The following is a 26,425-nucleotide window of genomic DNA, read 5'->3' as shown; positions in this document are numbered from 1 at the left end:
TGCACAGCACACGCCCACGGGGCCCCGCGTCGTTCGTAGGCCCGGCGCCGGTCGCTCAGCGCCAGTCGCGGCTCCGCAGCGGCACTCCCGAACTGCCGCTGTCGGGGGTCCGCACGGCGAGGACCTGGTTGACGCCGATCCTGTTGCGCTCGAACGAGAGCGCGGAGGCGGCCATGTAGAGCCGCCACACCCGGGCCCGGCCGGCCGACGTGGACCGCGCTGCCTCGGGCCACGCCTTCTCGAGGTTGGTGACCCAGGCGCGCAGGGTGCGGCCGTAGTGCTCGCGGATCGCGTGGACGTCCCGGACCTCGAAGCCCGCGTCCTCCAGGGTGGCGACGGTACGACCGAGGGGCGCGAGCTCGCCGTCCGGGAAGACGTAGCGGTCGATGAACTCGTCGACCCGGTAGGCCGATTCGTTCCTCTCGGGGCGACGGGCGATCTGGTGGTTGAGCAACCTGCCACCCGGCACGAGGAGCGAGAACAACTGGTCGGCGTACTCGCGGTAGCGGACCCGGCCGACGTGTTCCGCCATGCCGATGGACGAAATGGCGTCGTACGGACCGTCCCTGACGTCCCGATAGTCCTGGACCCGGATCTCGATCCGGTCGGTGAGACCCTCGTCGGCGATGCGCTTGCGGGCGTAGACGGCCTGCTCGCGGGAGAGTGTCACGCCGGTGACCCGGGCGCCGTACTCGCGGGCGGCGTGTACGGCCATGGAACCCCAGCCGCAGCCCACGTCGAGGAGCCGGTCGCCCTCCTTCAGCCCGAGCTTGCGGCAGACCAGGTCGAGCTTGTCGCGCTGGGCCTCCTCCAGGGTGCCCGCCTCGTCCCAGTAGGCGCACGAGTAGACCATGGACGGCCCGAGCACGAGCTCGTAGAAGTCGTTGCCGACGTCGTAGTGGTGGCTGATGGCTTCCTTGTCGCGCCGCTTGGTGTGCAGCGGGCCGGTACGGCGACGCACCTCCTCGGCGGGCGGGGGCGGCGGGGGCAGCGGCCCGCCGAGCTTCAGCAGACCGAGAGCGGCCGCCCGCAGCCTCGGGTCACGCGCGGCGCGTACCGCACGTACGGCGCTCTCCCGCTCGTCGCCGCGCTCCCAGAAGATCCCGGAGAGCAGATCCAGGGCCTCGTACAGGTCGCCGTCGACATCGACCTCCCCGGCGACCCAGGCCCGAGCAAGCCCCAGCTCGCCCGGCCGCCACAACAGCCGCCGCAGGGCGCGCCGGTGCCGTACGACGAGGGTGGGCGCGCCCGGCGGCCCGGCTTCGCTGCCGTCCCAGGCGCGGATGCGGACCGGGAGCGGTGCCCCCAGCAGTTCCTCGGCGAGAGTGGTCAGCCGCAGTGCGGCGTCGGCCATGGCGCACACCTCCGTGACGGTGGTTCCCACGAACGCCCCGCCAGTCCCGCGCCGCGGGACTGCACGGTTTCATTCCCTCAACAACGTGACCACCGTGTGTGCTTCCCCGCACTACGCAATGCACAGGCAAAAAGGCCGGAAACGGCACCTGGTCGGAGTCAACCCGCCCGTGGCCGGGCGAGCCCTCGGCCACGCCGAAGGGTCCTGGGGAACGCCGAAGGGGCCGCCCGCACCACGGATGGCGGGCGGCCCCTTCGGGGACAGCGGTACCGCTAGGAGGCCTTGGCCTTCTCGGCCTCCGGCTTGGAGACGGCCGGAGCCGGCTTGGCGGCCTCGTAGAACTCCTCGCGGGGGCTCTCCATCGCGCCGAGGGAGACGACCTCGCGCTTGAGGAACATCGCCAGCGTCCAGTCGGCGAACACCCGGATCTTGCGGTTCCAGGTCGGCATGGCCATGCCGTGGTAGCCACGGTGCATGTACCAGGCGAGCCGGCCCTTGAGCTTGATCTTCATCTTGCCCATGACGATCATCGCGACGCCCTTGTGCAGGCCGAGACCGGCGACCGCACCCTTGTTCGCGTGCTCGTAGTCCTTCTGCGGGAAGCCGCGCATCCCGGAGATCACGTTGTCGCCGAGGACCTTGGCCTGGCGCAGCGCGTGCTGGGCGTTCGGCGGGCACCAGGCGTTCTCGACACCCGCCTTGCGGGCGGCCATGTCCGGGACCTGGGCGTTGTCGCCGGCGGCCCAGATGTAGTCGGTGCCCTGGACCTGGAGCTTCTCGCTGCAGTCCACGTGGCCGCGGGGGCCGAGCGGCAGGCCGTAGCGGGCCAGCGCCGGGTTCGGCTTCACACCGGCGGTCCACACGATCGTGTTGGAGTCGACCTCGAGGCCGTTCTTCAGCACCACGTGGCCGTCGACGCACGAGTCCATGGAGGTGGAGAGGTAGATCTCGACCCCACGGCCCTCGAGGTGCTCCTTGCCGTACTTGCCCAGCTTCGGGCCGACCTCGGGAAGGATCTTGTCAGCGGCGTCGACGAGGATGAACCGCATGTCCTCGCGCTTGACGTTGCTGTAGTACTTCGCCGCGTCACGGGCCAGGTCCTCGACCTCGCCTATGGTCTCGGCGCCGGCGAAGCCACCGCCGACGAAGACGAAGGTCAGCGCCTTGCGGCGGACGTCCTCGTCCGTGGTCGAGTCGGCCTTGTCCAGCTGCTCGAGCACGTGGTTGCGCAGGCCGATGGCCTCTTCGATGCCCTTCATGCCGATGCCCTGCTCGGCGAGGCCGGGGATCGGGAAGGTACGGGAGATCGCGCCGAGGGCGATCACCAGGTAATCGAAGGGCAGCTCGTACGCCTCGCCGACGAGCGGCGAGACCGTCGCGACCTTGCGGTCCTGGTCGATGGTCGTGACCCGACCGGTGAGAACCTCAGCCTTGGGCAGCACGCGTCGCAGCGGGACGACGACATGCCGAGGCGAGATGCTGCCGGCAGCAGCTTCGGGGAGGAAGGGCTGGTACGTCATGTACGACCGCGGGTCGACGACCGTGACGGTCGCCTCGCCGTAGCGCATCTTCTTGAGAATGCGCCGAGCCGCGTACAGGCCTACGTACCCACCGCCTACAACGAGGATCCTGGGACGCTCCGTGGTGCTCATGCCATCGAGTATCCACCCCCCTCGGAGGGGACGCTCGTGAGCCCCTTCACAAGGTGTTGCCGCCACTCTGCTACACTCCGCCGCCCACGTGACCCAGGTCATGGTTCCCAGGGGGAACCACAGGGTGTCCGGGGACGTTGATCACCCCTCTGAGCTGGCCCCTAGGGCTGCGGGGCCGTTGGACCGCCCTTCCTTCCCCTCTGGGGGCGCGGTCCGCCGACCGCCTTCGAATGTGCCCGTCCGGGCCCAACAGGCGCGCACAAAGGGCCTCCAGGAGCCTCCACGGGCCCGTCAGGGCGCTTTTCCTTGTGAAGAACTTCACGAACTTTCTCGCGAGCACCCCTCCAGGTCGGTCCGGCGGGCCCTTCGGACGGCGGCCGGAGCGTCGTCGGGCGGGGGCCGACGCTCGGTGCCAGGCTGAAGCGCAGACCCCGGGAGAGACCGGGGAAGTCCCGGAGAAAGGGAATCGCGTGATCACCACTGACTTCGTGCCCGGCTCCCCCTGCTGGCTCGATCTCGGCGCCCCCGACATCGACGCGGCGGCCGCCTTCTACGGCGCCGTGTTCGGCTGGCAGGCCCAGTCGTTCGACCAGGAGACGAGCGGCTACAAGTCGTTCCGGCTCGACGGCAAGGTGGTGGGAGCCGTCGGGCAGCTCACCGAGGAAGGCGCCCGCCCCGCCTGGATGGTCTACTTCCACACTCCCGACATCGACTCCACCGTCAAGGCTGTCGAGCAGGCCGGCGGCTCGGTGCGCACCCCGCCCTCCGAGGTGTCGGACGAAGGGCGGTTCGCCCAGCTCACCGACCCGCAGGGGGCCCAGTTCGCGGTCTGGCAGCCGGGCTCGTACCCGGGGATCCAACTGGCCGACGCCCCCGGCAGCCTCGGCTGGGTGGAGCTCTACACCACCGACTCGACCGCCGCGCAGACCTTCTACGGCACCGTCTTCGGCTGGTCCGGCCAGGACATGGAGCTCCCCGGCGACGGTGGCACGTACACGATGGTCACGCCGAAGGACCAGCCGGCCGAGCGGATGTTCGGCGGCATCATGGCCGTCCCCCAGATGTTCTCGTCGGGCGAGAACCGGCCGTACTGGCACCCCGTCTTCGGCACCGCGGACTGCGACGCCACGGTCGCCCTCGTACGGGAGAAAGGCGGATCGGTCTCGATGGGCCCCGAGGACGCGGAGGGCGTGGGCCGGCTGGCGGTCTGCAACGACCCGGCCGGGGCGGAGTTCGTCGTGCTCACCCCGTCCCCGGCACCGACGTCCTGACGCGGACTCAGTCGCTCGTCCCGGCGGCGACGCTGTACGCGATGCCGTCAAGGATGTCGTGCTCGCTGACGACCACCTCGCGGGCCCCGGTCCGCCGCATGACCGTGAGCAGGACGAGCGCCCCGGCCGCGATCACGTCGACGCGGCCGGGGTGCATCACGCCGATCGCCGCGCGCTCGTCGTGCGTCGAGTTCAGCAGCATGGTGGTGACCTCCTCGACCTGCTCGTAGGAGATCCGCGAGTGGTGGATGGCCTGGGAGTCGTACTCCTCGAGGCCGAGCGCGATGCCCGCGACCGTGGTCACGGAGCCGGCGAGCCCGACCAGGGTGTGCGCCTGCCGGATGGGCACGGTCTTCTCGACGTCGTCGAGCGCCGCCTCGATGTCCGCGGTGATCGCGGCGATCTGCTCCGGCGTCGCCGGACTGCTCGGCGCGTGCCGTTCGGTCATCCGTACGCAGCCGATGTCGACGGACCGGGCGGCCCGGGCGTGCTCCTCGCCCACCACGAACTCGGTGGAGCCGCCGCCGATGTCGACGACCAGATAGGGGCGGCCGAGGTCGGAGCGGCCGTCGAGCGAGTTCGTGGCGCCGGTGAAGGAGAACTCGGCCTCCTGGTCACCGGTGATCACCTCCGGCTCCACGCCGAGGATGTCGAGCACGCCGGCGACGAACTCGTCGCGGTTCTCCGCGTCGCGCGACGCGGAGGTGGCGACGAAGCGGACGCGGCGGGCGCCGTGTTCCTCGATGGCGGCGGCGTACTCACGGCAGGCGTCGAACGTCCGCTTCAGCGCCTGGGGCGCGAGCCGCCCGGTGCGGTCGACGTCCTGGCCCAGCCGGACGATGGTCATCCGGCGGTCGAGGTCGACGAGCTTCCCGGTGGCCGGGTCGACGTCCGCGACCAGGAGCCGGATGGAGTTGGTGCCGCAGTCGATCGCGGCGACGCGGGTCATGTCGGCGGTCTCCTCGGTGCTCAGGCTTCGGGCGTCACGCAGGGCGTCACGCACGGTCCCTTGGCCCACCACTCCGGCAGCATCGCGATCGCCTCGTCGCCCAGGGGGTTCACGCCGGGGCCGGCCGCCAGCGAGTGGCCGACCAGCACGTGCAGGCACTTCACCCGGTCCGGCATGCCGCCGGCGCTGGGGAAGCCCTCCAGCACCTCGATGGCGTCACGGCGCCGGATGTAGTCCTCGTGGGCCGCCCGGTAGGCGGCGGCGAGGTCGGGATCGGTCGCCAGGCGCTCGGTCATCTCCTTCATGACGCCGTTCGCCTCGAGCGTGCCGATCGCGGAAGCCGCCCGCGGGCACGTCAGGTAGTACAGCGTCGGGAAGGGGGTGCCGTCGGGGAGCCGCGGGGCGGTCTCGACGACATCGGGCTGCCCGCAGGGGCAGCGGTGCGCGATCGCGCGCAGACCGCGCGGGGGCCGGCCGAGCTGATCCTTGAACGCGGCGATGTCCGCGTCGGTGGGCTCGGTGGGTTCGGTGGTGGGAGGAGGGGTTTCCATGCCTGCCTTGTTCGCTGACTTAACCGTGCTGCGGGCCATCGGCGCTGTCCACGCCGTTCCATACGTTCGAGTACCAGGGCCGGTCGGCCGCACCGCCCTCTTCGTGCTGCTGCTCGGCGGCCTCCGGGTCGATCATGGTGTATCCGGTCTCCCCCGGCAGGACGTAGTGCAGATGCTCGCGGGCCAGGCGCCGGATGTACATGTCGTCCTTGAGCCGCGCTTTCTCGTCCTTGAGCTGCTCGACGCTCGTACGGGCCTCTTCCATCAGCCGTTCCTGCTCGGCGATCTCGGCCCGCTGCGAGACGTACTGGCGCATCGGGTAGGCGAGTGCGACGACGAGCGAGCAGACGACGAGGGCGAGGAAGGCCGCACGTCCGGTGAGGCGGGAGCGGCGGGCCTGGCGGCGGTTCTGGGACCGGTAGACACGGGCGGCGGTCTGCTCGCCGAGCAGCCGCAGCCTGGTCGCGGTGGAGAACCGGTCCGCCTCCGGCGTGCGTGCCATTCCTCTCGCCTCCCCTTCACACGCGTACGTCCCCGGACACGGTACGGGACCGCGGCCGGGGACGTACGGACGACAGGGCGTCAGCCGGTGATCGGGCGACGATCAGGCGAAGGTCGGCCCTCGTACTCGCTGTGCTTACTGGTCCGCGAAGCGGAACCGCGGGAACGCGCTGCGGCCCGCGTACACCGCCGCGTCGTCGAGGATCTCCTCGATGCGCAGCAGCTGGTTGTACTTGGCGACGCGCTCGGAGCGGGCCGGGGCGCCGGTCTTGATCTGACCGCAGTTGGTGGCGACGGCCAGGTCGGCGATGGTGACGTCCTCGGTCTCGCCGGAGCGGTGGGACATCATGCACTTGAAGCCGTTGCGCTGGGCGAGCTCGACGGCGTCGAGGGTCTCGGTCAGCGAACCGATCTGGTTGACCTTCACGAGCAGGGCGTTCGCGGCGTTCTCCTCGATGCCGCGGGCCAGGCGCTCCGGGTTGGTGACGAACAGGTCGTCGCCGACGAGCTGCACCTTGGCGCCGAGCTTCTCGGTGATGGCCTGCCAGCCGGCCCAGTCGTCCTCGAACAGCGGGTCCTCGATGGAGACCAGCGGGTAGGAGTCGACGAGCTCCGCGTAGTACTCGGTCATCTCGGCGGCCGAGCGGGACTTGCCCTCGAACTCGTACGAGCCGTCCTTGTAGAACTCGGACGCGGCGACGTCGAGCGCGAGCGCGATGTCCTTGCCCGGGGCGTAACCGGCCTCCTTGATGGCCTCGAGGATGAGGTCCAGGGCGGCGCGGTTGGAGTCGAGGTTCGGCGCGAAGCCGCCCTCGTCGCCGAGACCGGTGGACAGGCCCTTCTGCTTCAGGACCTTCTTGAGGGTGTGGTAGACCTCGGTGCCCCAGCGAAGAGCCTCGGAGAAGGACTCCGCGCCGATCGGCGCGATCATGAACTCCTGGATGTCCACGTTGGAGTCGGCGTGCGAACCGCCGTTCAGGATGTTCATCATCGGAACGGGCAGCAGGTGCGCGTTCGGACCGCCCAGGTAGCGGAAGAGCGGCAGGTCCGAGGCCTCGGAGGCGGCGTGCGCCACGGCGAGGGAGACGCCGAGGATGGCGTTGGCGCCGAGGGAGGACTTGTCCGGGGTGGCGTCCAGGTCGAACATCGCCTGGTCGATCAGCCGCTGCTCGGTGGCGTCGTAACCGACGAGCTCCGGGCCGATCTGCTCGATGACGGCGAGGACGGCCTTCTCGACACCCTTGCCCTGGTAGCGGTTCTGGTCACCGTCGCGAAGCTCGAGAGCCTCGAACGCACCGGTGGAGGCGCCGGACGGAACTGCAGCACGACCCGTGCTGCCGTCGTCGAGGCCAACCTCGACCTCGACCGTGGGGTTACCTCGGGAGTCCAGGATTTCCCGGGCTACGACGACGTCGATGGACGGCACGAGCATCTCCTTCTGGGATGTGACGCGAGAAAAAGTGCAGAGGTCTGCTTGGCCTTGCGGCAAGAGCCTAACCGCCTCGGGGGCAAAGGCCGGCCGATGCCCGCCCCCTGGGACGAAAAAGGGCATCAAGACCCTTGAGGCCGGACAAACAGGGCGGTATCTACCTGCGAGTAACCGGCATTCGGGTCCCGACCCCTCGACGGACCGAACCCCGGCCCGGCGCGTACGGGGGAAGGTGCGCCGGACCGGGGTGCTCGGGTCCCGTTCGAAAGACGGGTGGCCTCCCACGACCGCCGGACCGTGGGAGGGGGAGGGTCAGCTCAGATGGAGCTGCTGACCCGGGTGGATCACGTCGGCGTCCTCGACGATGTCCTTGTTCAGCTCGAAGAGCTTCTCCCAGCCGCCCTTGACCTTCTCGGCCTCGGCGATCTTGCTCAGGGTGTCGCCGGCCTTGACCTTGTACTCGCCGTCGCCCTTCTTGAAGGCCTTGGCCTCGGGAGCGGCGGCGGGCTTCTCGGCCTTCTTGGCCGGGGCCTCGGCGCGCTCGGAGCGCGTGGTGGGGGCCTCGGCGCGCTCCTGGGCCGGCTGCGTGGGCTCGGCCTCGGCGGAGCCGCCGTCGTAGGAGGCGCTGGACAGGCCGACGCCGCAGCTCGGCCAGGCACCCTTGCCCTGGCCGGCCAGGACCTTCTCGGCTATCTCGATCTGCTGGGACTTGGACGCCTGGTCGGCGGTCGCGGCGTACGCGGTGCCGCCGTACGCGGCCCAGGTGGAGGCGGAGAACTGCAGGCCGCCGTAGTAGCCGTTGCCGGTGTTGATGGACCAGTTGCCGCCGGACTCGCACTGGGCGACTGCGTCCCACTCGGAAGCGGTGGCGGCGGAGGCGGTGCCCGCGCCGAGCAGCGGGGCGGCGACGGCCGCACCGGTGATGCCGACGAAGGCGGCGATACGGGTCGCCCTGGAAGCGCGGCGGTGCTTGGCGTTGCCGGAAGAACGCAGCATGGAGCTATCTCCTCACCGACGCCTGCGAGGTGAGCTGTCGGGTTCGGGCCTGTGAGTTGCCCGGCCGCACGTCACTGACGCGCGGACTTCACCCCCAGCCGGCTCCGTCCGCCGGTCTCACGGTCCGGCCGACCTCGACGTACGGTCGGCCTCTCGCGATCTCGACTCACGGGCCCGGCACTTACCTGGGTCCCCCGCTCCTGCCTTCGGCGCTCTGAGCGACGACTGTTCCCCCCGACCGACGGCAGGATTCGGCGTATCGGTCGACGGTGCCCGCGATGGCGAACGGTTCCGACGGTAGACACACGACTCCCCGATGTTCAAAGTCGAACATCGGGGAGAAATCGCCCGAACCGGCCGCCTGCACGTGTCCGTTTTCGCAGGTGAGGGGCGGAGTGGGCGAATTAGCGGGGACTTTGCTCCAGTTGCAGCAAAGAGACCCTTGTCTCACTCGCACACAACGGACATAAGCCCGCGAAAGCCTACGCGAACTAGCCCCGGTTCAGGCCCAGATCGAGGCTCTGACCGGGCAGGATGAGGTCCGGGTCGGCCCCGACGGTCTCCTCGTTCGCCTCGTAGAGCGCCGGCCACCCGCCGGGCACGTCCTTCTCGGCGGCGATGTCGCACAGACTGTCGCCGGGCTGAACGGTGTAGGTGCCAGGGCCGGTTGCCTCGTCGACCCCGTTACGGCCTGAACTGTCACCGCGTGAGGCATGACGGCCGCTTTCGCGACCCTCTTCCGTATTGCCCGTTTCCGCCTCGTCGTCGGCGGGGGCGCCGCGGTGCTTGCCGCCGCCGCTCGTCGCATCGTCGGAGGGAGCCGCACCCGCGGCTCCGTCGGCCGCGTCGGGAGCGGTGGTGGCCTCGTCCGTGGGGTCCGGTGCGCCGTCGGCCTCACGGGTCGGCTCTGAGGTGTCAGCGCCGTCCGACGCTCCGGTCCTGCCCGAACCGCCGGAAGAGTCCTCCAGGGTTTCGCTGTCCCTGGGGTCGGTCGGCGCGTCCTCGCCGGAGGCGTCCTCGGACGGCTCGGCGGCCGGCGCTTCGCTCTGCTGCGGCAGCGGCAGGATGCCGGGGTCGACGCCGGTGTCCGTGCCGTCGTCGACGAGCCCCGCGAGCGGACCACAGGCGGGCCACGCCTGCGGCCCCTCGGCGGCGAGCACCTTCTCGGCGACCGCTATCTGCTGCGAACGGCTGGCGAGGTCGGCGCTCGGCGCGTACGCGGTGCCGCCGTACGCGGCCCAGGTCTCCTCCGAGAACTGGAGTCCGCCGTAGAAGCCGTTACCGAAGTCGGCACTCCAGGCGCCGCCGCTCTCGCACTCCGCGACACGGTCCCACGTGCTCGCGTCCGCGGCGGAGGCCGAGCCCGCGCCGAGCAGCGGAATGGCGATGGCCGAACCGGTCACGCCTGCCGCGACGATGAGGGCCGGAGCCTGGCGGGGTCGGCGGTGTCGTCCGTTCCCGGAGAGCATGCGGTTGCCTTTCGCGTGACAGCTGGGAAGCCTGCGGCCTGCTGTTGCATGCCGAGTCGACGGTGAACGTAGCCGTATTCGAACGCGAGTCACAAGTCGATGCAGCGGAGATCACGTGAAAGTCACAGAATTGACGGAACGTCAGTTTGTTTGCGGCGTGAACTCAACGGGCAGAGTGCGCAATCCACGCATGATGAGTCCCCCACGCCACCGCAAATCGGCCGGATCTCCCGCAAGCCGCAAGTCAGGCATTCTGCGGAGCAGCGTGCCGAGCGCGGTCTGCCCCTCGAGCCGGGCGAGCGGCGCGCCGAGGCAGTAATGGATGCCGTGCCCGTACCCCAGATGCTGGTTGTCACGCCGGGACAGGTCGAGCGTGTCCGGCGCGTCGAAGCGTTCGGGGTCGCGGTCGGCGGCCGCGAGCACGACGAGTACGGGGTCGCCGGCCGCGATCCGCTGCCCGCCGACGGTGAGCGGTTCGGTGGCGAACCGCCATGTCGCGAGCTCCACCGGCCCGTCGTAGCGCAGCAGTTCCTCGACCCCGGTGGCCAGCAGTTCGCTCTCGCCCGCGGCGAGCGAGGCCTGGAGGCGCTCACGCTGGCCGGGGTTGCGCAGCAGGGCGTACACACCGTTGCCGATGAGGTTCACGGTGGTCTCGAAGCCGGCGAAGAGCAGGATGAAGGCCATCGCCGCGGCCTCGTTCTCGGTGAGGTGCTCGCCGTGGTCGGACGCCTTGATGAGCCCGGAGATGAGGTCGTCCCCCGGCTCCTCGCGCTTACGGTGGATCAACTCCGCGAGGTATCCGCGCATCTTCTTCACCGAGCGGGCGACGCCGCCGCGCGGACCGCCCCCGTGGCGGATCATCATCCCCGCCCAGTCACGGAAGTCGTCCTGGTCCTCGCGCGGGACGCCGAGCATGTCGCAGATGGCGTAGATGGGCAGAGGGAAGGCGAACTCGTGGATCAGGTCCGCCTCCCCCTTCTGAGCGAAGGAGTCGATGAGCCGGTCCGTCAGCTCCTGCACCCGCGGCGCGAACTCGGCCACACGGCGCGGTGTGAACGCCTTGGAGACCAGCCGGCGCAGCCGGGTGTGGTCCGGCGGGTCGATGTTCAGCAGATGCGTCATCAGCTCCGCCTTGCGCTCGCCCGGGATGCCCGTCTTCCCCTTGGCGTGCGCCGGTTCGTCGTGATGCGCGGGGTTCTTGGAGAGCCGCTGGTCGGCGAGGGCCTGCTTGGCGTCGGCGTACCGGGTGACCAGCCATGCCTCCACGCCGCTGGGCAGCCGGGTCCGGTGCACCGGCGAGTGCTCGCGCAGCCAGGCGTAGGCGGGGTAGGGGTCGGTCGCGAACTCCCAGGTGAAGAGTTCGGGAGCGGCGTTCCGGTCGGTCGGGTCGTTCACCCCTCGACGTTATCGGGGTGACCCTCCGCCGCGCGGATCGCGTCCCGGTACGCGCGGGCCGCGGCACGCAGCGCGGCCTCGGGGTCGATGCCCGCCGCCTCCGCGCGTGCGGCGAGGGCGAGCAGCTCGTAACCGACGCCCTGTCCGGCGGGGAGCGGGACGTCGAGGCCGGCCGTACGGACCCTGGAGGCGAGCTTCGCCGCCAGCGCGAGGCCCGGCTGGCCGAGCGGAACACCGTCGGTCATTGAATCGCGCCGCTTCTCGATCGCCTTGGTGCGCAGCCAGTGCGCCTTGACCTCCTCGGGCGTCGAGGCGGTCTCCTCACCGAAGACATGGGGATGGCGGTGGATCAGCTTCTCGACGATCGTGCCCGCGACGTCGTCGATCGAGAACGGCTCGTCCTCTTCCCCGGGGCCGCCCTCCTCGGCGATCCGCGCGTGGAAGACGACCTGGAGCAGTACGTCCCCCAGTTCCTCGCGCAGCTCGTCCCGGTCACCGTCCTCGATGGCCTCGACGAGCTCGTACGCCTCCTCGATCCCGTACTTGGCCAGGCCCTTGTGGGTCTGCCGCGACGACCAGGGGCACTCGCGGCGGATGCGGTCCATGACCTCGACGAGGTCGAGCAGCCGCGCGCCGGGCAGGTCGTACGCACCGGGCAGCAGCTCCAGGTCCGGCATCGCCACCCGGCCGGACCCGCCGAGGCGGGCCAGACCGTCGGTCAGGGCCGGCTCGCCCTCGCCGGAGGCCAGCACGACGATCGTGCGGCCTCCCGCGCAGGCGTCCACGAGCTCCTGCGCGCTCGGCGCGAGGTGCTCGACGGTCACACCGGCCTCACGCAGGTACGACAGCTGCCGGTGGTGCGGATCCGCGCACAGCACCCGGTCCGCCGCGTGCAGCGTCCGCCACGCGGGCCAGGACAGCAGTCCGGGCGCGACGCGGTGGCTGGCGGTGAGCAGGACGATACGGCCGACGGCGGGTGCTTCGGTGGTCACACCCCGAACCTACCTCCCGCCGCTACGCACCCGCCTCGACGGGCTGTGCCTCCTGCGAGACCTGCGTGATCCAGGGCGCCTTGTAGTTCCCGAGCTCCAGCTTCGCGTCGTCCCAGGCGCCGTAGCGGGGGTTCACATCGATGTCGAGGTCCTTCGCGGCGGCGGTGAATGCCTCGTTCAGCTTCTGCTGGCCCTCCGGGCTGTTCGCCGCGCCGATCGCGGTGGCGATCTTGCCGACCAGGATGTCGCGGCGCACCGCGTTCTCGACCTGGTCGGGGGCGACGCCGCGCTGCTGGAGATACATGGCGGCGAGCTGCTCCTCACCGCCGGACTGCTCCACGAGCTCGTCCCGCCCGTCCTGGATCTCCTTGCGGTTGACGCTCACCCCGGCGTCCTCGGCGGCCTTCGCGACCACCCGGTCGACGATCAGGTCGTACAGCTTGGCCCGGCCGAGCTGCCCGCTGTCCTTGATCAGCTGCGCGGACTGCGGCGAGGCCTGCTGCGCGTCGCGAACGTCCTGGACCTTGGCCTGGACGGTGGACATCTCGATCCGCTGCCCGCCGACGACGGCGGCGGTCCCGGGGTGCGCGTCGGTGCCGCAGGCGGCGAGGAGCGGCGCGGCGGCGAGGAGCGCGGCGGAGACGGTGAGCGCGGTGCGACGACGGCGGTGCAAAGGGGCCTCCCGGCATGATTGTGCTTCGGTGCACAAGGCCTTGCGGTGATCGATGTTAGGCACTGGGAGTGGCGTGGGCCACTGATTCGCCAAACGATTCGGCCCGAGCCCGGGATGCGGGCGGCACTCTCCCTCCTCCCACGGCGGACCGGCCCGGCGGATCCGGGCGCTGCCAAGGGCACCCGTCCGCCTCCCCCGACGCTCATCCGGCGTTCACCTTCCGCTCACGCCGGCGTCAAAAGCCGCTCCCTCGGCCGCGCGTACCCTCGCCCGGTGACCACGCTCTCCGTCATCGTCCCCTGCTACAACGTCTCCGCGTACATAGCCGATACGGTGGCCGGCCTGGTGAACAACGCCCGGGACGACTTCGAGTTCATCTTCGTCGAGGACCGCTCGACGGACGACACCTTCGAAGCCCTCACCGGGCTCACCCGGCGCCTGCCGAACAGCGCCGTCGTCCGCCACGAGGAGAACCGGGGACTCGCGTCGGCGCGCAACACCGGCATCGACCGGGCCGACGGCCGCCTGATCACCTTCCTCGACGGCGACGACTGGCTCGGGCGGGGTCACCTGGCGGCCCTCGTCGACGCGATCGACCGGCTCGGCGTGGACTTCGTACGCACCGACCATGTGCAGGTGACCGGCAGCCGTCGGACCCTCCAGCGGGCCCCGGAGGGACGGCGGGACACGCCGCTGGACCCGCGGTCGTCGATCCTTCCGGTCGGCGAGTCGAGCATGGTCGACTACCCGTACGCCTGGGCCGGTGTCTACGACGCCTCCCTCCTCGACCGGGGGATGCTGCGGTTCACGGACGGACTGCGCACCGCGGAGGACCGGCCCTGGATCTGGCAACTGCACCGGAACGCCGAGTCCTACGCCGTGACCTCGTTGCACCGGATCTTCTACCGGCGGGGCGTCGCGAGCTCGCTCACCCAGATCGGCGACGTACGGCAGCTGGACTTCGTGAAGGCGTTCGACCAGGTACTGGCCGAGCTCGCCGACGACCCGCAGGCGGACCTCCTGATGCCGAAGGCGATCCGCGGCTACTGCGTCGTCATCGCGCATCAGCTCCGCGACCGGCAGCGCTTCAGCCGTTCCGTCGCCCGCGAGCTCAAGGCCCTCACCAGCGGGGCACTGCGGCGCATTCCGGGTGCCGAGCTGGAGCGGGCACTCGCCGGGCTCGACGACGAACGGCGCACCATCATCAGAAAGGCCGCCGCATGACCGTCCAGATCTTCTGCGCCGCCACCCAGTACGCGGCGGCCACCGTCACGGCCGCGATCCGCTCCGGCCTGTTCGGTCCTCGGTCGGAGCACCGCCGGATCCTGGTGGTCAGTGACACCTCGGCCGTTCCCGAACTGGGCACCCCGCTGGACCGGATGTCCGGTTTCGAGGCGCTGCGCCCCGAGTTCGACGAGGTGCGCTCCTGGAACGCGACGATCCGTCCGCACCACCCGGCCGGCTGGTCCCCCCGGGCCCAGGACGTCCTGCTGTGGGAGAGGAGCCTGCGGCTCGCCTGGGGGCTGGGCGACGACAAGGTCGAGATCGCCTGCGAGTCCATCCAGGCCAACCCCTCGCGGGCCGTCGCGGCGATCTTCGCGGACAGTCCGCTCCATGTGTACGCGGACGGGCTGATGAGCTACGGGCCCACCCGCAGCCAGATCCCGCTGCCGATGAGCAGCCGCATCAGCCGGCTGATCCATCTCGACCTGGTGCCGGGCCTGCGGCCGATGCTGCTGTCCGAGTACGGCGTCGAGCCGGTCGCCGTGCCCGACGCGGAGTTCCGCGCCGTGCTCGGCGACGTCGGTTCGGCCGCCCAGACCGGTCCGGAGCGTCCCACGGCGCTGCTGCTCGGCCAGTACCTCTCCGCGCTGGAGCTGATCAGCCGGGACGAGGAGGAGGAACTGCACCTGGGCATGATCCGCGGGGCCGCGGCCCTCGGGCACCGCGTCATCACCTTCAAGCCGCATCCCAGCGCCCCCGCGGACTCCACGCGCGCCCTGGAGGAACTCGGGTCCGAGCTCGGCCTCGATCTGCACATCCTGCGGACGCCCGTGCTCGCGGAGACGCTCTACGAACGGGCCCGCCCGGAACTGGTCGTGGGGTGTTTCTCCACCGCGATGATCACGGCTGCGGCCTTCTACGGCATCCCCGCCGCCCGGGTGGGCACCGAACTGCTGCTGGAGCGCATCGCCCCCTACCAGAACAGCAACCGCGTCCCGCTGACCATCGTGGACGCCCTCGTCCCCGACCTGAGTGACACCGCACGGGCGGGCGGGCCGGTGGACCTCACCGCCGATGTCGGCGGCCTGGTGCGCGCGGTCGGGTACTGCATGCAGTCCGCGTCCCACCCGGGGCTGCGGGAGGAGGCGGTGTCCTTCCTCTCCGCGCTGCCCGAGGAGAGGCTGACCCGCTACTTCAAGCGGCGCAGGCTGACCAGCCTGGGCCTGCCGGGGGCCACGCCGCCCGTCCGTGGCGAGGCGCTGCGCCGTAACCCGGTGCTCCGCAAGGTGGCGCGCCGGATGCGCTGAGCCGCCCGAGCCGCGCGTGTCCGTGCCCCCGCCGATCCTGGACCGGCGGGGGCACGGACATGTGCGGCGCTCGTCAGCGGACGGTGGCCTGCTCCGGTTCCGCGTCCGGCCGGACCGGGGAGCGGTCCGGGCCGAGCATGATGAACCGCGACAGGACGAACGTCAGCGGGATGGCCGCTGCCGCCGCGAGCAGCGGCGCACCGGTGCTGCCGAAGTGCAGCACGTCGACGAGCAGGTACACCCCGCTCGTCGTCACCACGAAGTTCGCCGCGTTGGTGAGCGGGAACAACAGGAACTTCCGCCATGTCGGAGGCGTGCGGTACGTGAAGTACGAGGTCAGGAAGAACGACCCGACCATGGACAGCAGGAAGGCGACGACGTGGGCCGCCACGTACGGCAGGACCGTGAGCAGGGCCAGGTACAGGCCGTAGTACGTCCCGGTGTTCACCAGCCCGACCAGGCCGAACCTGACGATCTGGCCCCGTACCGTCATTTCCCTACCAGTTCCCCCGCGCGCCTGTTCCCGTCACGGTCCCGTCGGCCCTCCTCCTGTCGGGGAAGGCCGGCGTTGGTCGCCTTCACCAGGAAGTGCGGCCGCCGCTTCACCTCGTAGTAGATGCGTCCGACGTACTCGCCGACCACACCCAGCATCAGCATCTGCACGCCGGCGAGCGCGATGACCGCCACGAGCAGGGTGACATATCCAGGGGTGTCCACGCCGTTCGCCAGGGCGACACCGACGATCCAGGCGGCATACACCATCGCGACGGCCAGCAGCAGCATTCCCAGATAGATCGCGGCCCGCAGCGGTTTGTTGTTGAAGGAGAGCAGCCCGTCGAGACCGTAGTTGAGGAGCTTTCCGAAGCTCCATTTGGAGCGGCCCTGCTCACGCACCGCATTCTCGTACTCGAATGTCGTCGTGCGGAATCCGACCCAGGCGAAAATGCCCTTGGAGAAACGGTTGTACTCGGTCAGCTCCAGCACCGCGTCGACGGTGCGCCGTGACAGCAGCCGGAAATCGCCGACGCCGTCCACGAGTTGCACGTCGACCAGCCGGTTGATCAGCCAGTAGTAGGCGCGCGCCGTGACCGTGCGGGAGACCCGGTCGCCCTTGCGGGTGCGCTTGGCGATGACCTGGTCGAAGCCCTCCTCGTACAGCTGGAGCATGCGCCGCACGAGCTCCGGGGGATGCTGGAGGTCGGCGTCCATGATGACGACCGCGTCCCCCTCGGCGTGCCGGAGGCCGGCGAGCATCGCCGCCTCCTTGCCGAAGTTGCGGCTGAAGGAGACGTATCGGGTACGGGAGTCGGCCTCGGCGATCTCCCGGAGGAGATCGAGCGTCCGGTCCTGGCTTCCGTCGTCCACGTATACCAGCTCGAATTCCTGCCCGAGCAGGTCCAGTTCGGCGGTCACATGGTCATGGAAGCGGCCGATGATCTCCTCTTCGTTGAAGCACGGGACAACTATCGAGATCAGCACCAGAGAACAACATCCGCCGTGAATGTCGCAGACGGGGTCACGACATGGCGTAGAGGCGACCCTTCGGTGAACTGGTCTTCCCTCAGGGTGATTTCACGATCACTACTGGCATATTCGACACATCATGTGGACTCTGCCCCCCGCGCGCGGCCGTGCTGCCGGTCTCGCCGCGCTCATCACCGCCGGCACCGTGTGCGCCGGCGACGCCGTCGCCCGCAGCTACCCCTTCGGGCCGCACACCCGCAGCGTGAACGACCTCGGCAACCAGTTCGTCCCGTTCCACACCCGGCTGTGGGACCTGCTGCACGGGCGGGCCGACGGCGGAGTGCTGCTCAACTGGCAGTCCGGGTACGGCACCAGCTTCCTGCCCGACCTCGGCACCTACCTGGCGAGCCCGTTCTCGGTGCTCGTCGGGCTGTTCCCGCGTGACGAGATCGACCTGGCCGTCTACGTGGTCACCCTCGTCAAGATGGCGGCGGCCGCGGCGGCCATGACCTGGCTGCTCACGGCGCTCCGCCGGGGCACGGACCGACGGTGGGCGGCCGCGGTCCTCGGCGCCTCGTACGCCCTGTGCGGCTGGTCGGTCGTCGAAGCCTCGTACAACCCCATGTGGCTGGACGGGCTGATCGCCTTCCCGCTGCTGTGTCTCGTCGGCGAATGGGCCCGCAGGGGCAGGCGGCCCGTGCTGGGTCCCGTGATCGTCGCACTGGCGTGGACCGCGAACTTCTACACCGCCTACATGGCGACCCTGGGCGCCGCACTGGTCCTCCTCCTGCGGCTGCTCCTGGAGGAGCCCGAGCGCCGGGAGCGGATACGGGCCCTGCTGCGCGCGGTGCGGGCCGTGCTGCTCGGCACAGCGCTCGCGGCGCCCGTGCTCGTCCCCGTCTTCCTCGGCACCCGGCACGCCTATCCCGGGTGGAAGCGGGAGTTCGCGGCGGCCTCCTGGGCGGACATGTCCGCACGGCTGCTGCCGGCCACCTACAGCTTCTTCACCCCGGCGCTGTTCCTCGGCACGGGCGCGCTGCTGCTGGCCTGCGCGCTGGCCTTCCACCGCGCGGTGCCCGGTCGTGAGCGGCTGGCCTGGACCGGTCTGGTGGCGGCGGTGGCGCTGTCGCTGCAATGGGGCCCCACACATCTGCTGTGGCACGCCTTCGCGACGCCCAACGGCAGCCCGTACCGGCAGACCTTCGTTCTCGCCGGTGTCATCGTCATCGCGGCGTGGACCACCGTCGCCCGCGCCTGGCCCGGCCGGCGGGCTCTGCTCGGCGGTTGCGCCGTGCTCCTCGCGATCATCGCCGCCGCGTCGTGGAGCCCCTTGGTCACCCGGTGGACGTACCCGCTGTTCGCCGCCGGGCTGCTCGCCGTCGCGGGCGGGCTGCTGTTCGCCCGCCGCGGCAGGCGGACGGCACCGCTCGCCGCCGTCCTGCTGATCGGCGCCCTGGTGGGCCAGGCCGCGGCGACCACCGCCTACGCGGACCGGCAGCGCCTGAACCGCCTCGACGACTACGCGCCCTGGGGAACGCGCCAGCAGGTGCAGGCGGACGCCGTCCAAGAGGCCGACGGCTGGCCCCGCTACCGCACGGACCCCGGCCGTGAGCAGACCACCGCCAACGACCCGATGGCCGTCGGCGGCCAGGGCGCCGCCTACTACAGCAGCCACACACCCGCCGTGCTGACGCGTACGTTCCTCGCCCTCGGGAGCGGGTGGACCTCGGGCGGCCGGGCTATGCACAGCCTCGACAACCCCGTCACCGACGCGGTCTTCTCCGTCGGCGCCCGTGTGCACGTGCCCCGAGACCCGCACCAGGGCTGGACCCGGCCCGACGACAGGCCCACGACGGTGACCCGGCAGGAGGTCCCGCCGCTGGTGACCGTGCGGCCGGTCCTTGCGGACGGCCCACGCCTCGGCCGCTCCCCGTACCGCAACCAGGAGAAGCTGCTCGGCTCGGCCGTCTACACGGTCCCCGCGACCCGGCTGCGCACCGAGGCAGGGGCGGCCGTCCCCGACCAGGACCGCTTCGACCACCGGCTGGCACCCGGCCGCTACACCCTGACGGCCCGCTGCCCCGCCGGCAGCGGGGTCTTCCTGTGGGCGCCGGACCTGTTCGGCACGGCCCGCGTCGGGGCGGGCGAACTCGTCGACTTCCGCGGCGAACTCCCGGGACGGCGCGCCGCGATGGCGGGCCTCGGACGGACCGGCGACGGGCAGGTGACCGTGTCGCTGCGCGCCGCGCGGGCCGGGACCCTGCCCCACGAGGCGCTCGGCTGCCTCGACCGGCAACGGCTGTCGGCGGCGGTGGAGCGGCTGCGGAGCACCGGCGCGGTGTCCGTCGACGTCGACGGCAGCGGTGTCCGCGCCGAACTGCCCGCCGGTCCGGGCGGAACGGCCGTGCTCGCCGCGCCCCGGATCGCGGGCTGGAGCTGCGGGGGCCGGCCGGCGGACTCGTACCTGGGCCTGGTGGCGACCCCCGTGGCCGCCGGACAGACGTCCGTGGAGTGCGCGTTCCGGCCACCGGGGCTGCGCGCGGGCACGTTCGCGGCGGTGGCCGGTCTGATCGGGCTGATCGTCGTCGGCCCCGGCCGCCCGATGCTTTCCCGCCTGCGTCGCCGGGGGGACACCAAGACTTCATCTGCCTAGCACTGGAGCTTGGTGGGCCCGGGGGTTGTTCACGCGTACGTTCCCGGGCATGCCCATTCTCCGCAACCGTCTGACGAAGCGCGCCCTGCGTCCCGCCCTCACCCTGCTCGAACAGCGCGTGAGACGTGGCGTGCAGCCCGACCTCGACACCTTGCGGCGGGAGGTGGCCGAGATGCGGCGGCAGCAGTACGCGGTCGGGTTGCTGCTCGACGGCACGGGCAGAGGCGCGCACCGCATCCCGCCCGCCGCGGAGATCGACCGGCTGGTGCGCGAGGTGGGGGACGTCAGCGGACGCGGCGAGCACGCCCGGCGCAGTGTCGTCGTCGCCTTCCGCACGGTGGTCGCGCTGGAGGCGCTCGGGGTGGGGCGGCTGGCGGGCTCCACGTCCAACATCTGCGGCAAGCTCGCGACCGTTCCGCTGCTCTCGCCGCCGAACGGCAACATCCTCGAGATCGGCACCCTGTACGGGCTGTTCGCCTCCGCCCTGGTGCGCATGGTGCACCGGGCGGGCATCGAACCGGACCTGACGATCGTCGACCCGCTGGCCGGCTCACAGCTCCAGCCGGGGACCTCGCAGCCCGCCGACCCGACCGGCACCCCGGTGCGCGAGGACGTCGTACGCGCCAACCTGGCGCTGGGCGGCAGCCGTTCGGCCCTCCAGGCCCGTGTCCAGCAGGGCTTCTCGTCCGACCCGGAGGTCCGTGAGGCCGTCTCCGACCGGGAGTACGGCGTGATCGTCGTGGACGGCGACCACTCCATGGAGGGTGTGGCCGCCGACCTCGAATGGGTCGAGAAGATCATCGCGCCGGGCGGGATCGTGGTCCTCGACGACTACGGCGACAAGGCCTGGCCCGGGGTCCAGGAGGCCCTGGACAAGCACCTGGCCGGCGGAACGTCCCGGCTGCGGATGCTGGGGAGGGTGTCCACCTCGGCGTTCCTGCGGGCGGACTGAGCCGGCGTCGGCCCCGCAATCCTGTCCTGCCCGGCCGTCAGCCCATGCGGAACTGCTGCTGGCGCTCCAGCGCCCGCCGCACCTCCGCCGGCAGGGGATGGTAGGGGCCGTACGCGCGCTCCGCGTCGTACAGCAGCGACTGGAACTGCTGTTGCGCCGCCGTGTGGTCGCCCACCGCGAGCAGCAGATGGCCGATGCGGTGGCGCACCTGGAGCGCGCGGTCCGGCTCCGAGCTCTCGAAGTACGGCAGGACCGCGCGGTACTCGGCCACCGCGGCGGCCGCCTCGCCGAGCTGCTCCAGGCAGTGGGCCGCGTCGTAGCGGTACTGCAGCGTCTGGGCGTCCGACGGGCCGGCCTCCGCCGTCCTGTCGTCGGCGAGGCGGCGCAGCTCGGGCAGGGCCCGGCGGTACTGGCCGTCGTCCATCAGGGTCGCCGCGTACTGCTTGCGCAGGATGCGGACGACGGGTGAGTGCTCGCCGTGCTCGGCCGCCGCGGCCGGGAGGATGCCACCGAGGATGTCGACGGCCTGGGTGATGCCGCCCTCGCCGAGGAGACGCTTGACCTCGTCGACGGCGCCCGCGACATCGGGCCTCGGCGCGGGCGCCACCGGCGGCGTGGCGGGGGCCGGCGCGACACCCGCCCGGTCCGGCCAGGGGGCGTGCGGGCGCAGGAACGGGCGCGTCGGGTCGAGCGGCCCACGGGGCTCGCCGCGCTGCGGCAGCAGCGGAACCAGCGCCTCGTACACCTCCTGGGCCCCGGAAGGACGGTGCTGCGGGTCCTTGGCGAGAAGGCGCAGCACGAGGGCCTCCAGCGGCTCGGGAACCTCCGGGCGCAGTTGCCGGACCGGCAGCGGCGGCTCATGGAGGTGCCGGTGCAGCACGCCGAGGGCCGTGGAACCGGCGAAGGGGACGTTGCCGCTGAGGAGTTCGTGCAGCAGGACGCCCAGCGCGTACAGGTCCGTGTACGGACCGACCGCGCCGCCCATCGCCTGCTCGGGGGCCATGTAGGCGGGGCTGCCGATGGGCGAACCGGTGTGGGTGAGCCGGGTGGTGTCCGTGTCGATGACGGAGGCCACGCCGAGGTCGAGGACGGTGAGCGTGCCGTCGGGCTTCACCATCACATTGCGGGGCTTGAGGTCGCGGTGGACGATCGGCACGGCGTGCACCGCGCCGAGCACCGCGCACAGCTGCGCGGCGACGCCGACGGCCCACTCCCACGGATACGGGTCGTGCTCCGCGAGATGGTCGGCCAGGTCGGCGCCCTCGACGTACTGCATCACGAGGTACAGGTCGTCGCCGTCGCTGCCGGCGTCGTGCACGGTGACCAGACCGGGGTGGCACACCTGGGCCGTCACCCGGCACTCGCGCACGAAACGCCGGCGCATCTCGTCGGCGGCGGTCGCCGCGGCCATGTGGTCGGGGCGCAGCAGCTTGACGGCGACGCGGCGGTCGAGACGCCCGTCGTAGGCCGTCCACACCTGCCCCATGCCGCCCTGGCCGACGAGCGCGGACAGTTCGTAACGGCCCCCGACGACCCGTCCGTTCACTTGCCCTCTTCCTTGCGGAGCAGGTCGCTGAGCTCGTCGAGCTCGGCGCGGACCTGGTCGATGCGGGGTGTGGCTCCTCCTCCGGACCCTGCGGGGGTCGCCGGCCGTCCGGCGGCGGCGGACGGGGCCGCGGGCGGGAACACCGGAGGGGACGTGGGGGGAGACGTGGGCGGCGACACGGGTGCGGCAGGCGCCGCCGGCGCCGGCGGATAGCCGTACGCCGGGGCAGGGGCGGCAGGAGCGCCCGGCGCGGGCGGGTAGCCGTACGCCGGGGCCGGCGGCGCCCCGTACGGCCCGGGGCCCGCGCCCGCGACCGGCGGGCCGTAGGGCGAGCCGGCGACGGCGGGTGACCAGCCGGGGCGCGGCTCCTGGTAGTGCCGTATCTCGGCGACCAGATAGTGCGTCGGCACCCCGATGGCGAGCCCGAACAGCACACCCAGGCAGACGAAGTCGAGCGCCGTCGGGTCCTCCTCGGCGACGGGCGCCGTGCCCGTGGTGCTGAACTCGCCGATCACCACGAAGACCATGACGGTGAGGGCCAGCGACAGCCAGAACAGCACCCAGTCCGAGCGGCGCCGGCGCACCACGGCGAGCCGGAGCATCGCTGCCCAGGCGAGGAATCCGATGCTCAGCAGCGCGAGCGCGACGAAGACGATGCGCAGGACCACGAGCACCGCTGTCGATGGGCGCGTGGGCTGCGGCGGCGCATAGCCGTGGCCGTGCATTCTTGTGCTCCTGATGCCTGGGGACGAGGCGTAGGGGACCGAGCGTATACACCGACACCGACAAGGGGTTACGGGTTGTACGGAACGGCCGTCCTCTTGGTCACTCCGGCCGGAGGCTGCCGTCCGTCAACCCGTCGTACATGCCCTGGACGAGCCGTTCGCCGAGGCGGCCCGCGAGGCGGAGCGCCTCCTCGAACTCGGCGAGCGTGCGGAACCGCTCCCCGTAGCGCCGCTGCTCCGCGAGCGGCAGGCGCGGCAGTTGGAGGCGGCGGACGTCGAGGCGGGTCGCGGTGGAGGCGTAGCTGCTGGCCTGGCGCTGGTTGGCGCTGCCGCGCAGGAAGCCCGCGAGGAACCAGGGGTCGAGCGTGTCCGGGTCGGGGCGCAGCAGCTGGAGGTTGCGGCCGAGGGCGGCGCCCGCGGTCGCCTCGTCCACGACGCGGACGACCGTGCCGGCGCCGAGCACGGGAACCACGACATCGCCCGCCTCGACGCGCACCGGCTCCTCGTCCGGTCCGTCGGGAAGCGTGCCCGTGGGGGCCTTGCCCGACAGGACGTCCTGCTCCGTGAGGACGGGCACGTCCTCACCCGGGGCGCCGCCGCCGGTGCCTCCGGCGTGCATGACCAGTGCGCCGGCCCGCGCCAGTTCGCCCACGGTGGTGGCCGGCCGGTGGACGGGCGCGACGGCCGGCGACGCCGCCGGGAACGGTGGGGGCGTGAGCTCACCGGTGCGGCGCAGGGTCTGTGTCAGGCGTTCGCGTACGGCGTCCAGTCCGGCGGCGCCGCCACCGGCGGCCGGGGGCGGCAGATGGCGGGCCGGGGCCAGGTCGACGTCGTCGTCGAGCAGTTCGATGACCGGGACGCACCGGCTCACGCCGGGGGTCTCCGGCACGGATCCCTGCCGTTCGAACGGCTGCCAGGCATCGAGCACCGCGGCGCGGATGGCCTGCCAGTCGAGCCGGTCGCGGCCCGCCGCGGCCGGTTCCGCCGTCGCGGTGTCGACCAGGAGCAGCTCCGGTGACGGGCGTTCTGCGGGGCCGGGCCTGCGCAGCACCCACAGGTGGAGCGGGATGCCGTAGGGGGGCGCGGCCCCGGCCGGGAGGGCGACGACGGCCCGCAGCGCGCCGCGGCGCAGCAGTCCGGCGCGGACACGGCGCCCGGACCGGCGGGAGGCGGCGGCCGGGGGCATCAGCAGTACGGCGGTGCCGCCTGGGCGCAGCCGGGCGAGCGCGTGCTGCACCCAGGCCAGTTCGGATTCCGTGCGGGCGGGCAGGCCGTACTCCCAGCGCGGGTCGTAGGCCAGTTCGTCGTGGCCCCAGTTGCGCTCGTTGAACGGCGGATGGCACAGGACGGCGTCCGCGGCGAGCTCCGGGAACGCGTCCGCGCGCAGCGCGTCGCCCGCCGCTGCCCGCACGTCGGCGTCCGTGTGCAGGGCGAGACGCAGGGCGGTGAGCGCGGCCAGGTCGGGGTCGGACTCCTGGGCGTGGAGCGCGCCGGGGCGGTCGACGGCGCGCAGGAGGGTGCCGGTGCCGGAGGCGGGGTCGAGCACGGTCCCCGCGGGCCCGATCAGCGCGGCCATCAGCGCGGCCGGTTCGGCCGGCGTGAGCGTGTACTGCCGGGGGTTGGCGTCGAGATGCCGCCCGAGCAGGAACTCGAAGGCCTGGCGGGCCCCGGTCTCCGCGGCGAGCGCGACGGCGCCGCGCAGCAGCGGCACGGAGGGCGCGAGCTCGTCGGGGAGCGGTGTCCGTACGGCCCGCGGGGTGCCGAAGCGGAACGTCAGCACCTCCTCGAGCGCGCCGGGCAGCACCACCGCCAGGCGGGCGTCGGAGACGGCGCCGAGGGCGGGCCAACCGGACGGCCGGTGATGGACGAGGAGGAGTGCGCAGCCGGCGTGGACGAGGGCGGTGAGGGCTCCGGCCGGGTGGGCGGACAGCTGCTGCCAGACCCGTTCACGGAGGGGCACCTCGGCCAGTTTCCCCTGGTCGCGCAGCCAGCGCTCGACGTCGGCGAGGGCGAAGGAGGGGCTGGTCTCCGTCCCTCCGACGGGTTTGGGGAAATCGGCGTGCCGACGGCGCCAGTTGCTCACGGCGGCACGACCGACGCCGGCGAGCCTGGCGATCTCGGCCGCGGTCACCTCTGCGGCGGTCACCTCTGGGGGCGTCCCGTCTGCTGCGGTCACCTCTGCTGCGTTGTCCGGCACCCGGCTGTCTCCCCCCACAGTTCCGCTTGCTGTGTCCGGCACTGTACTCGGGTTCACGGTCACAACGCGCTTCACAGGGGAAGATTGAAGAACGGAACACTTTCTTGTTGACTCGGTTCACAGCCTCTGCTGTTATTGACCCATGCAGAACGGGCCACGGAAGATCGGGCCCGCCACAATCAATGGGGGGGACCCATGTCGCAGTACACCCAGCCGCAGCCGGGCCAGTTCGCAGCGCCCAACCCACCGCGCAACGGCCTCGGTACGGCCGCCCTGGTGCTCGGAATCATCGGCCTCGTCTTCGCGGTCATCCCGTTCCTCTTCTGGATCGGCACCATCCTCTGCCTGATCGCGCTGATCCTCGGCATCGTCGGCCGGGGCCGCGCCAAGCGCGGCGAGGCGACGAACAAGGGCGTGGCCCTCGCCGGAACCGTGCTGGGCCTGCTCGGGATCATCGTCAGCGTGATCATCGGAATCGTCACGGTGATGGCGGTGGACGACGCGGTCGACGAGATCAACAAGGCCGTCGAGAACACCGCGCCCAAGGACACCTCCGCCGGTGGCACCGACGGTGCGGCGGAGGGTGACGCGCCGAAGGCCGAGGGCAAGTCCCTCGCCGCGGACGAGACCTCCGTCTACGACGACGACGTGCAGGTCACGGTCTCCGCGCCCAAGCCGTACACGCCCGGCGAGTTCGCGATCGGCCACACCAAGGGCAACAAGGCCTACCAGGTCACGATCACCATCGAGAACGCCGGCAAGGAGAAGTTCGACACGAGCCTCGTCACCGCCGACGCCCGCGCCGGCAAGGACGGTGTGACCGCCGAGCAGATCTTCGACGACAAGGCGGGCACCGGCTTCGAGGGCACGATCCTGCCCGGCAAGAAGGCCACGGTCACGTTCGCCTTCGACGCCCCCGCCGACGCGAAGGACCTGACGGTCGAGGTCTCCCCGGGCTTCGACTACGACGCCTCGCAGTGGGAGCTGAAGCTCTGACACCCGCGGCAGACGCGGTACGGACAAGGAGCCGGGGGGGGGCCCCCCCCCCGGGGGGGCCCCCCCCCCCCCCCCCCCCCCCCCCCCGGGCGCCCCCGGCGGGTAAGTTGAAGGGGACCCCACAGCCGG

The 26,425-nt window shown here is 71.6% G+C and carries 22 protein-coding genes and 1 riboswitch; of the genes, 6 read left to right on the top strand and 16 right to left on the bottom strand.

From position 1 onward, the window contains the following. Positions 1 to 55: 55 nt before the first annotated feature. Both ACIPJI_RS17440 and ACIPJI_RS17435 read right to left on the bottom strand, forming a co-directional pair. Positions 56 to 1,354 (bottom strand): cyclopropane-fatty-acyl-phospholipid synthase family protein, encoded by a 1,299-nt coding sequence (locus ACIPJI_RS17440; protein WP_356618360.1) that lies wholly within the window; start codon positions 1,352 to 1,354, stop codon positions 56 to 58. Positions 1,355 to 1,626: 272 nt separating this feature from the next. Further along, positions 1,627 to 3,006 carry an NAD(P)/FAD-dependent oxidoreductase gene (locus ACIPJI_RS17435; RefSeq protein WP_356618362.1) on the bottom strand — a complete coding sequence of 460 codons (1,380 nt, stop codon included), beginning with the start codon at positions 3,004 to 3,006 and terminating at the stop codon, positions 1,627 to 1,629. Between the two features lie 470 nt (positions 3,007 to 3,476). On the opposite strand from ACIPJI_RS17435, the gene ACIPJI_RS17430 reads away from it, so the two are divergent. Beyond that, positions 3,477 to 4,277, top strand: a complete 801-nt coding sequence (locus ACIPJI_RS17430; RefSeq protein WP_356618364.1) for a VOC family protein — start codon at positions 3,477 to 3,479, stop codon at positions 4,275 to 4,277. A 7-nt stretch (positions 4,278 to 4,284) separates the two neighbouring features. On the opposite strand, the gene ACIPJI_RS17425 is transcribed toward ACIPJI_RS17430, so the two are convergent. The 9 genes from ACIPJI_RS17425 to ACIPJI_RS17385 all read right to left on the bottom strand — a co-directional run bounded on the left by ACIPJI_RS17425 (position 4,285) and on the right by ACIPJI_RS17385 (position 13,232). After that, positions 4,285 to 5,226: an exopolyphosphatase gene (locus ACIPJI_RS17425; protein WP_402247088.1), complete on the bottom strand. Its 942-nt coding sequence runs from the start codon at positions 5,224 to 5,226 to the stop codon at positions 4,285 to 4,287. 20 nt (positions 5,227 to 5,246) lie between these two features. Then, positions 5,247 to 5,777 (bottom strand): DUF501 domain-containing protein, encoded by a 531-nt coding sequence (locus ACIPJI_RS17420; RefSeq protein ID WP_307706793.1) that lies wholly within the window; start codon positions 5,775 to 5,777, stop codon positions 5,247 to 5,249. Between the two features lie 19 nt (positions 5,778 to 5,796). Beyond that, on the bottom strand, positions 5,797 to 6,279 hold the full coding sequence (locus ACIPJI_RS17415) for a septum formation initiator family protein (protein WP_356618367.1): 483 nt from the start codon (positions 6,277 to 6,279) through the stop codon (positions 5,797 to 5,799). 135 nt (positions 6,280 to 6,414) lie between these two features. After that, entirely contained in the window at positions 6,415 to 7,710 is a 1,296-nt protein-coding gene (gene eno / locus ACIPJI_RS17410; protein WP_307706795.1) for a phosphopyruvate hydratase, read from the bottom strand. A 309-nt stretch (positions 7,711 to 8,019) separates the two neighbouring features. Continuing rightward, on the bottom strand, positions 8,020 to 8,703 hold the full coding sequence (locus ACIPJI_RS17405; protein WP_356618371.1) for a transglycosylase family protein: 684 nt from the start codon (positions 8,701 to 8,703) through the stop codon (positions 8,020 to 8,022). 4 nt (positions 8,704 to 8,707) lie between these two features. After that, a riboswitch (cyclic di-AMP (ydaO/yuaA leader) is annotated at positions 8,708 to 8,843 on the bottom strand. A gap of 351 nt (positions 8,844 to 9,194) precedes the next feature. After that, a complete protein-coding gene (locus ACIPJI_RS17400) occupies positions 9,195 to 10,172 on the bottom strand; it encodes a transglycosylase family protein (protein ID WP_356618373.1) in 978 nt (325 codons plus the stop codon). 141 nt (positions 10,173 to 10,313) lie between these two features. Further along, positions 10,314 to 11,567 carry a cytochrome P450 gene (locus tag ACIPJI_RS17395; RefSeq protein WP_402247085.1) on the bottom strand — a complete coding sequence of 418 codons (1,254 nt, stop codon included), beginning with the start codon at positions 11,565 to 11,567 and terminating at the stop codon, positions 10,314 to 10,316. Continuing rightward, on the bottom strand, positions 11,564 to 12,559 hold the full coding sequence (locus ACIPJI_RS17390) for a nucleoside triphosphate pyrophosphohydrolase (RefSeq protein ID WP_402247083.1): 996 nt from the start codon (positions 12,557 to 12,559) through the stop codon (positions 11,564 to 11,566). The genes ACIPJI_RS17395 and ACIPJI_RS17390 overlap by 4 nt, the downstream gene beginning before the upstream one ends. A gap of 22 nt (positions 12,560 to 12,581) precedes the next feature. Next, positions 12,582 to 13,232 (bottom strand): SurA N-terminal domain-containing protein, encoded by a 651-nt coding sequence (locus tag ACIPJI_RS17385; RefSeq protein WP_402247082.1) that lies wholly within the window; start codon positions 13,230 to 13,232, stop codon positions 12,582 to 12,584. A gap of 273 nt (positions 13,233 to 13,505) precedes the next feature. Between ACIPJI_RS17385 and ACIPJI_RS17380 the strand changes: the two genes are divergently transcribed. Both ACIPJI_RS17380 and ACIPJI_RS17375 read left to right on the top strand, forming a co-directional pair. Then, positions 13,506 to 14,456, top strand: a complete 951-nt coding sequence (locus tag ACIPJI_RS17380) for a glycosyltransferase family 2 protein (RefSeq protein ID WP_402247080.1) — start codon at positions 13,506 to 13,508, stop codon at positions 14,454 to 14,456. Then, positions 14,453 to 15,763, top strand: a complete 1,311-nt coding sequence (locus ACIPJI_RS17375) for a polysialyltransferase family glycosyltransferase (RefSeq protein ID WP_402247078.1) — start codon at positions 14,453 to 14,455, stop codon at positions 15,761 to 15,763. The genes ACIPJI_RS17380 and ACIPJI_RS17375 overlap by 4 nt, the downstream gene beginning before the upstream one ends. 73 nt (positions 15,764 to 15,836) lie before the next feature. Here ACIPJI_RS17375 and ACIPJI_RS17370 read toward each other — a convergent pair whose 3' ends face one another. Beyond that, on the bottom strand, positions 15,837 to 16,256 hold the full coding sequence (locus ACIPJI_RS17370) for a GtrA family protein (RefSeq protein WP_356618380.1): 420 nt from the start codon (positions 16,254 to 16,256) through the stop codon (positions 15,837 to 15,839). Beyond that, a complete protein-coding gene (locus ACIPJI_RS17365) occupies positions 16,253 to 17,242 on the bottom strand; it encodes a glycosyltransferase family 2 protein (RefSeq protein WP_402247076.1) in 990 nt (329 codons plus the stop codon). Before ACIPJI_RS17365 ends, ACIPJI_RS17370 begins: the two co-directional genes overlap by 4 nt. Before the next feature lie 124 nt (positions 17,243 to 17,366). Between ACIPJI_RS17365 and ACIPJI_RS17360 the strand changes: the two genes are divergently transcribed. Both ACIPJI_RS17360 and ACIPJI_RS17355 read left to right on the top strand, forming a co-directional pair. After that, on the top strand, positions 17,367 to 19,880 hold the full coding sequence (locus tag ACIPJI_RS17360) for a YfhO family protein (protein ID WP_402247074.1): 2,514 nt from the start codon (positions 17,367 to 17,369) through the stop codon (positions 19,878 to 19,880). A gap of 49 nt (positions 19,881 to 19,929) precedes the next feature. Next, positions 19,930 to 20,832 (top strand): class I SAM-dependent methyltransferase, encoded by a 903-nt coding sequence (locus ACIPJI_RS17355; protein ID WP_402247072.1) that lies wholly within the window; start codon positions 19,930 to 19,932, stop codon positions 20,830 to 20,832. A 37-nt stretch (positions 20,833 to 20,869) separates the two neighbouring features. On the opposite strand, the gene ACIPJI_RS17350 is transcribed toward ACIPJI_RS17355, so the two are convergent. The 3 genes from ACIPJI_RS17350 to ACIPJI_RS17340 all read right to left on the bottom strand — a co-directional run bounded on the left by ACIPJI_RS17350 (position 20,870) and on the right by ACIPJI_RS17340 (position 25,234). Further along, complete coding sequence (locus ACIPJI_RS17350) at positions 20,870 to 22,378, bottom strand: serine/threonine-protein kinase (RefSeq protein WP_402247070.1); 1,509 nt, start codon at positions 22,376 to 22,378, stop codon at positions 20,870 to 20,872. Further along, positions 22,375 to 23,103 (bottom strand): hypothetical protein, encoded by a 729-nt coding sequence (locus tag ACIPJI_RS17345; protein ID WP_402247068.1) that lies wholly within the window; start codon positions 23,101 to 23,103, stop codon positions 22,375 to 22,377. Before ACIPJI_RS17345 ends, ACIPJI_RS17350 begins: the two co-directional genes overlap by 4 nt. A gap of 100 nt (positions 23,104 to 23,203) precedes the next feature. After that, positions 23,204 to 25,234 carry an N-6 DNA methylase gene (locus ACIPJI_RS17340; RefSeq protein ID WP_402247178.1) on the bottom strand — a complete coding sequence of 677 codons (2,031 nt, stop codon included), beginning with the start codon at positions 25,232 to 25,234 and terminating at the stop codon, positions 23,204 to 23,206. Positions 25,235 to 25,495: 261 nt separating this feature from the next. Here ACIPJI_RS17340 and ACIPJI_RS17335 point away from each other — a divergent pair, with 261 nt between their 5' ends. Then, the gene (locus tag ACIPJI_RS17335) at positions 25,496 to 26,296 is read left to right on the top strand and encodes a DUF4190 domain-containing protein (protein WP_307706808.1); all 801 of its coding nucleotides are present in this window, start codon (positions 25,496 to 25,498) and stop codon (positions 26,294 to 26,296) included. Positions 26,297 to 26,425: the final 129 nt, after the last annotated feature.

Origin of the sequence: Streptomyces sp. NPDC086835, from assembly GCF_044745705.1 — a bacterium.
Taxonomy (GTDB): Bacteria; Actinomycetota; Actinomycetes; order Streptomycetales; family Streptomycetaceae; genus Streptomyces.
Note: the sequence above shows the minus strand (reverse complement) of the source record. Positions and strands in the feature narration are given on the sequence as shown.

Excerpts from the sequence above, each read along its gene's own strand:
- ACIPJI_RS17370 (WP_356618380.1), bottom strand. The coding sequence starts at position 16,256 with ATGACGGTACGGGGCCAGATCGTCAGGTTCGGCCTGGTCGGGCTGGTG.
- ACIPJI_RS17345 (WP_402247068.1), bottom strand. The coding sequence starts at position 23,103 with ATGCACGGCCACGGCTATGCGCCGCCGCAGCCCACGCGCCCATCGACA.
- ACIPJI_RS17335 (WP_307706808.1), top strand. The coding sequence starts at position 25,496 with ATGTCGCAGTACACCCAGCCGCAGCCGGGCCAGTTCGCAGCGCCCAAC.
- ACIPJI_RS17420 (WP_307706793.1), bottom strand. The coding sequence starts at position 5,777 with ATGGAAACCCCTCCTCCCACCACCGAACCCACCGAGCCCACCGACGCG.
- ACIPJI_RS17375 (WP_402247078.1), top strand. The coding sequence starts at position 14,453 with ATGACCGTCCAGATCTTCTGCGCCGCCACCCAGTACGCGGCGGCCACC.
- ACIPJI_RS17405 (WP_356618371.1), bottom strand. The coding sequence starts at position 8,703 with ATGCTGCGTTCTTCCGGCAACGCCAAGCACCGCCGCGCTTCCAGGGCG.
- ACIPJI_RS17440 (WP_356618360.1), bottom strand. The coding sequence starts at position 1,354 with ATGGCCGACGCCGCACTGCGGCTGACCACTCTCGCCGAGGAACTGCTG.
- ACIPJI_RS17435 (WP_356618362.1), bottom strand. The coding sequence starts at position 3,006 with ATGAGCACCACGGAGCGTCCCAGGATCCTCGTTGTAGGCGGTGGGTAC.
- ACIPJI_RS17400 (WP_356618373.1), bottom strand. The coding sequence starts at position 10,172 with ATGCTCTCCGGGAACGGACGACACCGCCGACCCCGCCAGGCTCCGGCC.
- ACIPJI_RS17355 (WP_402247072.1), top strand. The coding sequence starts at position 19,930 with ATGCCCATTCTCCGCAACCGTCTGACGAAGCGCGCCCTGCGTCCCGCC.
- ACIPJI_RS17415 (WP_356618367.1), bottom strand. The coding sequence starts at position 6,279 with ATGGCACGCACGCCGGAGGCGGACCGGTTCTCCACCGCGACCAGGCTG.
- eno (WP_307706795.1), bottom strand. The coding sequence starts at position 7,710 with ATGCTCGTGCCGTCCATCGACGTCGTCGTAGCCCGGGAAATCCTGGAC.
- ACIPJI_RS17425 (WP_402247088.1), bottom strand. The coding sequence starts at position 5,226 with ATGACCCGCGTCGCCGCGATCGACTGCGGCACCAACTCCATCCGGCTC.
- ACIPJI_RS17360 (WP_402247074.1), top strand. The coding sequence starts at position 17,367 with ATGTGGACTCTGCCCCCCGCGCGCGGCCGTGCTGCCGGTCTCGCCGCG.